The sequence below is a fragment of the Desulfobacter sp. genome (assembly GCF_050177295.1).
The window spans coordinates 1-10,697 of record NZ_JBFXHE010000127.1 but is presented as its reverse complement, the minus strand read 5'-3'; the positions used below and the strand labels follow the sequence as shown (position 1 = coordinate 10,697).

Here is a 10,697-nt window from a genome sequence, read left to right as displayed (position 1 = left end):
CCTCATCCCAGAGTTTATAAGCAATTTCTTTGTGCTTTTTAATTGCTTGGGCAGAGACTTTACTTTCTTTCAATGTGCCGGCTTTTACCATATCCTCCGCGTATTTAAATTCTTTGCCATAGGCTTCAACGGTCGCGGTCCAGTAATTTTCAGCGGCTTTCTGAAGGGCCTGTTTTAAATTATCCGGAAGTTCGTTCCATGATTTGTTGTTGATCAGCATATGTCCGATCACATGATCATTATCCCCGGCCCGGACCCAGTAAGGGGCGACTTCATACCATTTTAATCCGGATATGGCACTGATATCCCACTGGCTGGCATCAAGGGTTCCAAGTTTCAACGCCATATAGGCTTCACCACCGGAAACATAAGTCCCCCGGGCACCGATCATATTGTGAAACTGTGTATAAATACCTTCGTCCCTGATTTTTATCCCTTTCCAGTCGTCAAAGGTTTCCAGGGGTTTTGTGGACAATACAAAGGGGCCGCCGTATGTATGCATGTCAAGCCAGTAAAGGCCTTGCTTGTCATACTCTTTCCGCAATATATTGACGAAGCCCTTATTATAATAAAAATCTCTTATCACCTGGGCCTTGGCATCAAATCCATCGACTTCATCAATGGTATACGCAAACGGAATACCGAATTCAATTTCTCCAACCGGAACAATACCGCCCCAGAATGCGCCCATGCAGTGGAGCATGTCCAAAAGCCCTTTTTGTGTGGATTCAAACAACTGCTCCAACGGAACAATTTCGGAATCCGCGAAAACTGAAATGATCAGTTTGCCGTCACTCAATTTTTTCACGTTCTGGGCAAAGCCTTTCAGCAGTTCAAAAGAGATGTCTCCATGGGGATATCCGGACTGCAGTTTCCATCTATACACTTTATCTTTGGCAAAAGAAGAGCCCATGGAAAAAATGGTACACAAAAAAAGGGTGACAAAAACCAACGATACGTTTTTAAATGCTGCAGACAATTTCATGCATTTCTCCTTTAATCATTTTTAAGACTATAATACCCACGCGTTAATACCACTGGTAAATATATCCCTTCCACTGCTCTGTCAATGGCCGGAACCTGATCATGTACAGGGCAACCGCATTTGTTGTTTACCCGGCAGGGCAATTATGTATATAGTGATTGCCCTGCCAAGGCCATGCCGCTGATTTGCCAGAACACCTGCATTTAAAACTCGTCAGTTGCTTTTGCCGGCAGCAGCCCAGGATGTATTACCGTAAAAATATGCAAAAGGAGAAAGAGGATGGCGGATTATGCAATGATAATCAATGGAGAAAAAGTGTTATCCGACACCACATTTGATGTGGTCAATCCGGCAACGGGAGACGTTTTTGCAAAGTGCCCCAAGGCTACGGTCGAGCAACTGGATGAAGCGGTTGCCGCAGCCCGAAAGGCGTTTCCGGGATGGTCAGCCCTGGCCGATGACCAGCGGGTAAAGATCATGAACCGAATCGCCGGCATTATTGAGCAGAACCAGACGGAACTTGCCGGACTGATCACTCGGGAACAGGGTAAGCCATTGTCCGGACCGGGGTCCGTGTTTGAGGTCGGCGGCTGTATTGCCTGGACCCAGGTTACCGCAGCCATGAAACTTGAACCCGAACTGGTGGATGATAACCCGGCGGAGACCATTGAACTGTACAAAAAGCCCATTGGTGTTGTCGGTTCCATTACGCCATGGAACTGGCCCTTGCTCATCGCTGTATGGCATATCATGCCGGCCCTGAGAGTCGGGTGTACCGTTGTTCTGAAACCTGCATCCTATACCCCCCTGGCCACCCTTCGGCTGGTTGAACTGGTCAATGAAGTCCTGCCCCCCGGGGTTCTCAATGTGGTATCCGGCAGTTCCGATATAGGCAACGCCATGTCAGCCCACAAAGGCATTGACAAAATTGTCTTCACCGGTTCCATTCCCGTGGGCCAAACCATCATGGGCCGGGCCGCGTCCAATTTAAAAAGCCTGACCCTGGAACTGGGAGGCAATGACGCTGGCATTATTCTGCCGGGAACTGATGTTACCCCGCTTTTGGAACCTTTGTTCTGGGGATGCTTCATTAATGCCGGACAGACGTGCGCGGCCCTGAAACGCCTTTTTGTCCATGAAGATGATTATGAAGATGTCTGCCGGAAATTTACGGAGTATGTAACCAAGATTCCCGTGGGGGACGGTATGGATGAAAAAAATCTCATCGGCCCGCTGGGCAATAGGCCCCAGCTTGAAACCGTCAGACAATATGTAGATGATGCCAGGGAAAAAGGGGCCAGGGTCCTGTGCGGCGGGGCACCTTGTTCCGGCCCGGGATACTTTTATCCCCTGACCCTGGTGGCAGATGTAACCGATGATATGGACCTGGTCAAAGAAGAACAGTTCGGCACCGCACTTCCCATCATCAAATATGCCACTGTTGACGAGGCGGTTCAAAGGGCAAATTCCCTTGATGTGGGGCTTGGCGGATCTGCATGGTCCAATGATCCGGAAAAAGCCAAAGCGGTTGCCATGCGGCTTGAAGCCGGAACTGTCTGGGTGAATGCCCATGGAAAACTCCACCCCATGGCTCCCTTTGGCGGGGTCAAATTTTCCGGTGTCGGATCTGAATTCGGGCTTGAGGGTCTCAAAGCCTATACCGTGAATCAGGTGGTCAGTGTGGCTAAATAGTCACCATTTCATTTCCGGGACTGCGTGGAAACAATGTCATGAATCGCCTGATAGTCTTTATCAGAAACCGCCACAATGCCTGCCATATTCATGTTCTCCAGCATGGTTTTAAGGCCGGGCGCCGAAGACAGCATGATTTTTCTGATCTGATTTTTCAGGGTATTGTCCACACCGCCGCTGAATACAAAAGGATCATAATGGATGGGATCGGACTGCCACAGGATCGCTACCTGGTCAGGCTTTAATATATTTTTCTCAACCGCCTCGTCGATGCGGACAGACGAGACAAAGGCCGCATCCACATGCCCGCCCAGGACGGATTGAATGGAACGGTCATGGGAGCCGGTATAGACAATGGTCCCGAAGTACGCTTTCAAAGGGGTACCGATATGCTTTGCAAATGCCATATTCGGAATAACAGAACCTGACGTGCTTTCCGGATCTGTAAAGGCAACCTTTCTTTGTTTCAGATCCCCGGCAGATTTAAACCCGTTCCTTTTTAAGGTAAACAGAACCGAATAATAATAACTGCCGTCAGGCGTAATGAATCCCTTTTTTCTGGCAAAGGAGGCAAAGGCTTCCACCCGGTTATCCCTTGCCCTTGCCCTGGCATAGGATGCCGGGCCCAGAACGGCAAAATCAATGGTCCTGGAAAGCACCCCTTCAATCACGGCATTGTAGGATTGGGGACGAACAATTTTAATGGATTTCCGCAGTTTTTTTTCTAGAAGATCAAGCAATGGTCTTAACTCCTGAATCTGCTGATCAAAATTTTTTTTAGGGATTGCTGAAAAATAGAGCACACCACGGGCATGGTCAGTCAGTGCGGGTTGATCAAAAGCAAAGGACGAGACAGGCCAGAGGGTTAATCCCAGCACGATCACGCATCTGATGAAATAATTTTTCATCTTATATCCTCCTGACAGGTGAAATAATGAATTCACGGATTTTGTTTTCAGACACCGGCCGGCTGAAAAGATATCCCTGGACCTGTTCGCAGCCGGCCACCCTGAGACTGATGAGCTGATCACTGGTTTCAACGCCTTCGGCCACAACGGTCAGGTTCAGTTTTTTAGCCATGGTAATGGTTGAAGAGACAATTGGATTGTCATGGTAACTGTTCCGGATATCCTGGATAAAACTTCGGTCGATTTTAAGGGAATTCACGGGGAGAAAACGAATATGCTCCAAGCTTGAAAACCCTGTGCCAAAATCATCCAGAAAAATTTTCACGCCTTTGTCAAACAGTGCCTTAAGGTTGTTAATCACAATGTCCCTGTCATCAATAAAGGCGTTTTCAGTCACTTCGATTTCAATATATTTAAGCGGGATATCATACTGTTTAAGAATATTTTGAAACCGGTTTACATATGCCCTGTCCTTGAGTTCAAGCGGAGACACATTGACAGCAATGGGGATAAGTTCCATCCCGGCAGCGCGCCAGCTCTTCAGCTGCCGGCAGGCCGCTTCAACAACCCAGGCCCCGAGATCCATGATCAGTCCTGTCTCTTCGGCAATCTCAATGAAATCCGGAGGAAAGATCATGCCATGGTGAGGATGGTTCCAGCGGATCAGGGCTTCAAGCCCGACCACCCGGTAGTCCTGCAGCCGGATTTTAGGCTGATAGTGCAGTGTAAACTCCCCCCGGGCTATCGCCGAAGGCATGCGCTGTTCAAGTGCAAATTTCTCAACAGATACGGTATTCAGGCTTGGATCAAAAAAACGGTACTGCCCCCGGCCCGATTTCTTGGCTTTATACATTGCCGCATCCGCATTAAGCAGCAGGGTTTCAATATCTTCCCCATCCCTGGGGTAGACAGAAATACCGACACTTGGGCTGGTAATGATCTCATGGCCGTCCAGGTCCGGACAGGGCTTTGAAACAGCGGCGGTGATATTTTCAACCACCGTGGCAATATCCCGTTCCCTGGCAACTTCCGTGAGCATCACAACAAATTCATCTCCCCCGAACCTTGAAACGATGTCTGATTTCCGGGTACACGTTTTCAGCCGCAGGCTCACCTCCTTTAACAACAGATCCCCGATATGGTGGCCAAGGGTGTCATTTATCTTTTTGAACCGGTCAAGATCGATAAACAGAACCGCATAACAAAACTTGTTGCGCTTTGCCTGGAGAATGCTTTTTTCAGCCAGAGAGACGAACAGGTTCCTGTTATAAAGTTCGGTGAGCGGGTCAAAAGAGGCCGCTCTGGTTGAGGCTTTATGCTCTTTTTCCAGATTTTGTATCAATCTTTGATTTTCTTTGTTGGAAAGGGCCAGGGCATCCAGATACGCCTGGCTCCGGTTGATCATTTTAAAAAGAAGAACAATGCCTGAAAGCCCCAGCGAGGTCAAAATAATCAGGACCCAGAGCAGCCGGTTCCGATATTGATTAAAATCCGAAAGAAACTCGTCCTGTCCGATACCGATGGTAATCATAAAAGGATAATCATGGACCCGCAGGTATGTCAGATAGCAATTTCCAAAATCGGAATACCTGCCACCCCTGAAGCCGGAATCCCCGGAAATTGATCCTGCCGGCATCATTTTTACCGGCGAATTTCCAACAACCAGTCCACCGCTTTCAAATCGCGCCACCTCTTCCCCCTGATCATATTGTACCGTTATCGTTCCGGTTCTGCCGATATCAACATTCTGTAAAAGGTTCAAAAAATATCCGAAATCCATCTCAAGGAGCATGGCGCCTTTAATTGCAGCACCGATTCTGATGGGAAACAGAAACGGCACCTGCCAGGAAATATTGGACGGTCGATTGTCCCGGGGCATAAGTACGGGCTGGCCTGTGCCCAGCATTTTTTCAATCTGTTCTCTTATTTTATCCGGCCGGTCTCCGCTTTCAGGAGAGGATTCATAAAAGGCTCTGCCGGACAGATCATAAAGAACAATTCGGGTAAACGTCCGTTCACCGTAAAGGAAACCGGTTATATCTCCGGAAGGCGATTTTGTTCCATCAAACCATTTTGATGCAAAAAGCTCAATCGTATGCCGCTGTTCAAGAATCTGGAACAGATTTTCAGCCAGCACCCCGGCCAGATTCTGCTGTTCACGTTCAAGACCGGCCACAAGCTCTTTTTTATTTTTCTCCACCTGAAATAAAAACAGGCACCAGGCGAGCATGATCAGAACCGTACCAAAGACGATAATCCCCTTTTTTAAAAACCGGGAATTAAATCCCACAGGATTAAGCACATCCCCATCAAGGAAATCAGGTATGTTCATATTCAGCCTTGCGTACCCTGCACCACCTGTATTCATAATCCGTTTGCACCACCCAGCCCAACGCGCCCCCGTTGTAATAGCAATATTGGTACCAAACTTTCAATTATTTCCAGACAATTTAACACAAATCTAATACGCCCGAACCCGCGCCTTATCCATACTCCGTCTTAAAAAGACCTTAGCGGCAAATATCCAGGGAATGAATAAACAACTTGCATTTTTTTAAAAATTCGTATATGTATACTCGTTTTGTTTTGAGTTAATATTCATATTCAGGGCTGGCTGCGCCGGCCTTTTTGCTTTTAAGGAAAACCATGTCCCATAAAGATTTAACCCAGGCCGGGTTCGGTGAAATGAATTTGAGCCCGGATGTTTTTGCGGCTTTGCAGATTGTTGGTTACGAAACCCCGACCCCGATCCAGGCCATGACCATTCCCCGTATGATTGAATGTAAAGACCTGCTGGGCCAAGCCAGAACCGGAACCGGAAAAACAGCGGCCTTTGCACTGCCGCTGCTTTCCCGGATCGATCTTGAAAACAAACGGCCCCAGATTCTTGTGGTCACCCCGACCCGGGAGCTCGCCATCCAGGTGGCCCAGTCCTTCAAGGACTATGGCGTAAACATGAAGGGCCTTAATGTTCTGGCTGTATACGGCGGCCAGAGTTATGGTGTTCAGTTAAACCAGTTTAAGCGGGGCGTCCATGTGGTTGTGGGGACACCGGGCCGCCTCATGGACCATATGCGGCGAAAAACCGTCTGCCTTGCCGATCTTACAGGCCTGGTGCTGGATGAAGCGGACGAAATGCTGCAAATGGGATTTATTGAGGATGTTGAATGGATTTTGTCCCAAGTCCCCCAATCCACCCAGATCGCACTCTTTTCCGCCACCATGCCGGCCCCGATCCAGAAGATTGCAGGCAAATATCTTAAAGATCCTGAAAAAATTATTATCCGCCATGATTCAGATGTCACCAGCACCATTCATCAAAAATTCTGGATGGTACGGCATGTAAAAAAGAGGGATGCGCTCGTCCGGATACTTGAAGCCTCGTCCCATGATGGCGTCATCGTATTTACCAGAACCCGGAATGACTCAATGGACCTGACAAAAACCCTGGAAGAAAAAGGATTCAAAGCAGAGGCCCTGAACGGAGACATTGCCCAGGCAGCCCGGGAACGGACGGTTAACCGGTTGAAAAACGGGAATATTGATATTCTTGTGGCCACGGATGTGGCGGCAAGGGGGCTTGATGTCGACCGGATTTCCCACGTCATCAACTACGATATGCCCTCTAAAACCGAGCCCTATATTCACAGAATCGGGCGGACCGGGCGGGCCGGACGAACCGGTGAAGCCATTTTATTTGTCCAGCCCAAAGAAAAATGGATGTTAAAACAGATCGAAAAAGCCACCCGCCAGAAGGTTGAAGAAATGGCCCTGCCCTCCAACAGGGAAATCAATAAAAAACGGGTGGATGATTTTAAAAATAAAATTTGCCAGACCATCGGCACCGAAGATGTAAGTGCGTTTACGGATCTGGTGGAGACCACCGCAAAGGAACAGGATATTTCAATTTCCCAGGTGGCTGCGGCCCTGGCAAAGATGCTCCAGGGCAATACACCGTTTCTGCTTGAGGAGAGGGTTGACAGGCCTGCCGCCAAGAAAACCGATACAAAAGCCGGAAAAAAAGCCAAAGCACCTGTTGTACCAAAACAGACCAAAGCACCCATTGCAGCGAAACAGAGCAAATCACCCGTTGCACCCAAACAGAACCCGGCACCTGGCCGGCTTCACCTCCTCAATAAAATTGCGCCTGCCGAAAAGGGGATGGAACGATATCGCATTGAAGTGGGTTACAAGCATGGCCTTAAACCCGGCGATGTTGTCGGTGCCATTTCAAATGAATCGGGTCTGGAAAGCAGGTTTATCGGCGCCATCAATATTGACTATGATTATTCCCTGGTGGATCTGCCCTTTGGCATGCCTAACACCATCTTTAATCTGCTGAAAAGAACCTGGATCAGATCACAGAAGATGTCAATTTCGAAATATGCCTGCTAAAAAGAGACAGGAATCCAAACGGAGATACTTCCCCCTGACACGGGGAACTCTCCCCATCCGTCGGCATTTATAGCAACCGTGGCGCCGTCCATGTTACCCAGGGCGTCGCGATACTTCCCGTTGGCGTGGGCTTTCCCTAGTTCCAACCACATCGTTCCGCCGCCGCCGATGGTGATGACGGCTGCCAGACCGGAACCGGGGTGATCCATGTCGCCCTCGCGTGTCCAGCCAATCATGTGGGCATGCTCGAACCGGTCACGCTGACGACCATAGGCGTGTGACCGTCGAAGTTCCATAAGACGCGGCAGATGAGGGACGGGAACCATGTTGATTTCATATTCCTTGCCGTCCCTGCCCTTGTCTTTGTACTTTGCCCCAAACCAATCCGCATAGAAAACACAGGGGTATCCGTCTTGCCGCAGCAGAATAAATGCGTATGCTGCGGGTTTGAACCACCAGTCCACCGGGGACTCCAGTGACTGGAGCGGCTGACTGTCATGGTTTTCCACGAACGGGACAGACAGGGCCGGCTGATCTTTGGTGAGCGTGTCATCCAGGATTGTCCTCAGGTCGTAGTGCCCATTAGCCCGGGATATAGCGTGGAACTTCATATGAAGCGGCACGTCAAAGAGGGACATCTTGCCATGGGTGGATCTGATGTAATTGTGCAGGTCTCCCACATTGCTTGACCAATATTCTCCCACTGCAAAGAACCCGCTCTTTGCATTTAAAGAAGCGACCCGGCGCATGTGGTCCAGCCACTCACGAAAGAAACTAAATTGAATGTGCTTGACAGCATCGATCCGAATGCCATCAATTCCGGTGGTCTCCAGGTACCAGCGCCCCCAGCGGGCGTATTCCGTGCGGACCTCCGGGCAGTTCATATCCACGTCCGAAAACATGAGATAATCGTAATTCCCATTCTCCCCGGAAACCATCTGGTCCCAGTCCTTGCCGCGATTCGTGAACTTGAAAACCGCTTTTTTATATAAGTTCTCGGCCCAGTCCGTGCCGTCGAAACAGTCGTAATTCCATGTAAAATCGGAATATTTTCCGGCACGCCCCGGGAAGGTGAATTCCGTCCACGCCTCGATCCAGCAGTCCGGCTTTTCCGGATTGACAATTTCAAAGCACCGTTCGTCTCCTTTCACCTCCACGGCCTTCACCCACTCGGTGCGATCCGCGCCGCCCTTGTGATTGAAGACGATGTCTGCGTAAACCTGCAGCTTCTTGTTGTGCAGTGCCTGAATCGCTTCGAGATACTGAGCCCGGGTGCCGTACTTCGTGGGAACCGAACCTTTCTGGTTAAATTCCCCCAGATCGTACAGATCATAGACGCCGTACCCAACATCGTGTACGCCGGCCTGTCCCTTGTACGCAGGCGGCAGCCAGACCGCGCTAAACCCGCAATCCCCCAAGGTTCGAGCCGAATCACGAACCTGGGTCCAGAACCTTCCATCATTGGATGTATACCAATGAAAATACTGCATCATCACGCCATTCATCTGAGACATCGTAAAGCCCCCCCCTTTTTTTTCCGAGATTAAGAATCCAATATCAGATTTCCTGATCCCATGTTTCAACCGCTGACAGATAGTTTGCCATATCATGATCTTCAACTCCGTCAATCCCTTGTTCCTTCAGGGCGTTAAAGGCCGTCAAAATAGTCTATGAATCTGAACCAGAATCCGGGTTCCCGGGGAATTTTTTTCTCTTCCGAGATATACAGATAGGAGCCCACTAAATTTGTTATCATCCTGTTTCAGGTTCATTAAAATCCGGTCTTCATCAGGCATCTGGTTTCCTTCGGATTTTTTTAAATACACTTCCTTTGCAATCCGCGCCATCCAATAGGCATTTCCTTCATCCAGAACGGTTTTGTATGGTGATACGGTCTTCATTTTTCCTCCCGTCATCAACCCGATTCAAAGAAATTAACCAACCAATGTTCAGCGTGTCGGAGTTGCAGGGCGTGTCATATCCCAGCTTTTTTCAATTTGCCGTTCATTCTGTTATCAAATTTTTCCTTGTTGATGATAAAACGTTCATGCTTGCCGCGGGTAATGATATCAAGGTTATCATGAGCCTCAACATCGAATACCAACCGTTTTCCATCGACCTCTACAAGCTTTGTTTTTACAGTAACAGTTAACCCAGCCGGTGTTGCTGCGACATGACTTACGTTGATATGCGTGCCAACGGTTTGTTCTTCAGGCCAATTAAGGTGTGGGTTAATTGCCTGAATACAAGTCCACTCAATTAATCCAACCATATATCCAGTCGCAAATACGTTCGGCATCCCCTGAAATTCATCGGACTCCGGATACAGGGCGGGAACCAGTTTTGACTTGGTAATTGTGAATGAAAAATTATATTCTATACCTGGCTTTAGGCTGTCCTTCATGTTTACCTCCTGAGTATAACGTATTTCTCACCTGCCCGTGTGCAGCGACAGCGGAATACCGGTCAGGTGCAGAAAATGATTAGCGAACTTGTTATTGAAAGAAGGATATTTTCGCAATGTAACAGTGCATATAATCAATGACACTATCTTTCTCCCCATTTGCTGCTGGCCTCTGTTTTTGCCGTGCTATAGTACTCCAGAAAACTAACTTGCATTTTTACGGCATAACCTATTATTTTTATTAAGCATTTATTTCAAATATCACATGTGGTTTCTGGTGGTCTTTTTTTATAATATACTGATATTAAAGACA

Annotated in this window: 8 protein-coding genes; 2 read left to right on the top strand and 6 right to left on the bottom strand. The window is 48.5% G+C overall.

All coding sequences use genetic code 11. The features are described from left to right. On the bottom strand, nt 1-985 hold a 985-nt coding region (gene dctP / locus AB7U36_RS10810), incomplete at its 3' end, for a TRAP transporter substrate-binding protein DctP (RefSeq protein ID WP_428159786.1). Between the two features lie 279 nt (nt 986-1,264). On the opposite strand from dctP, the gene AB7U36_RS10805 reads away from it, so the two are divergent. Further along, nucleotides 1,265-2,677, top strand: a complete 1,413-nt coding sequence (locus AB7U36_RS10805) for an aldehyde dehydrogenase family protein (protein WP_428159785.1) — start codon at nt 1,265-1,267, stop codon at nt 2,675-2,677. Between the two features lie 8 nt (nt 2,678-2,685). Here the strand turns inward: AB7U36_RS10805 and AB7U36_RS10800 are convergent, their stop codons facing one another. Both AB7U36_RS10800 and AB7U36_RS10795 read right to left on the bottom strand, forming a co-directional pair. Then, nucleotides 2,686-3,585 carry a phosphate/phosphite/phosphonate ABC transporter substrate-binding protein gene (locus AB7U36_RS10800; protein WP_428159784.1) on the bottom strand — a complete coding sequence of 300 codons (900 nt, stop codon included), beginning with the start codon at nt 3,583-3,585 and terminating at the stop codon, nt 2,686-2,688. 1 nt (nt 3,586) lies between these two features. Further along, nucleotides 3,587-5,917: a bifunctional diguanylate cyclase/phosphodiesterase gene (locus AB7U36_RS10795; protein ID WP_428159783.1), complete on the bottom strand. Its 2,331-nt coding sequence runs from the start codon at nt 5,915-5,917 to the stop codon at nt 3,587-3,589. Nucleotides 5,918-6,231: 314 nt separating this feature from the next. Here AB7U36_RS10795 and AB7U36_RS10790 point away from each other — a divergent pair, with 314 nt between their 5' ends. Next, nucleotides 6,232-7,980 carry a DEAD/DEAH box helicase gene (locus AB7U36_RS10790; protein ID WP_428159782.1) on the top strand — a complete coding sequence of 583 codons (1,749 nt, stop codon included), beginning with the start codon at nt 6,232-6,234 and terminating at the stop codon, nt 7,978-7,980. Here the strand turns inward: AB7U36_RS10790 and AB7U36_RS10785 are convergent. From AB7U36_RS10785 to AB7U36_RS10775, 3 genes are all read right to left on the bottom strand, one after another. Next, entirely contained in the window at nt 7,977-9,485 is a 1,509-nt protein-coding gene (locus tag AB7U36_RS10785) for an alpha-amylase (protein WP_428159781.1), read from the bottom strand. The two genes, AB7U36_RS10790 and AB7U36_RS10785, sit on opposite strands and share 4 nt — an antisense overlap. Nucleotides 9,486-9,638: 153 nt before the next feature. After that, entirely contained in the window at nt 9,639-9,881 is a 243-nt protein-coding gene (locus AB7U36_RS10780) for a hypothetical protein (protein ID WP_428159780.1), read from the bottom strand. A gap of 74 nt (nt 9,882-9,955) precedes the next feature. Further along, on the bottom strand, nt 9,956-10,384 hold the full coding sequence (locus AB7U36_RS10775; protein WP_428159779.1) for a thioesterase family protein: 429 nt from the start codon (nt 10,382-10,384) through the stop codon (nt 9,956-9,958). Nucleotides 10,385-10,697 lie beyond the last annotated feature (313 nt).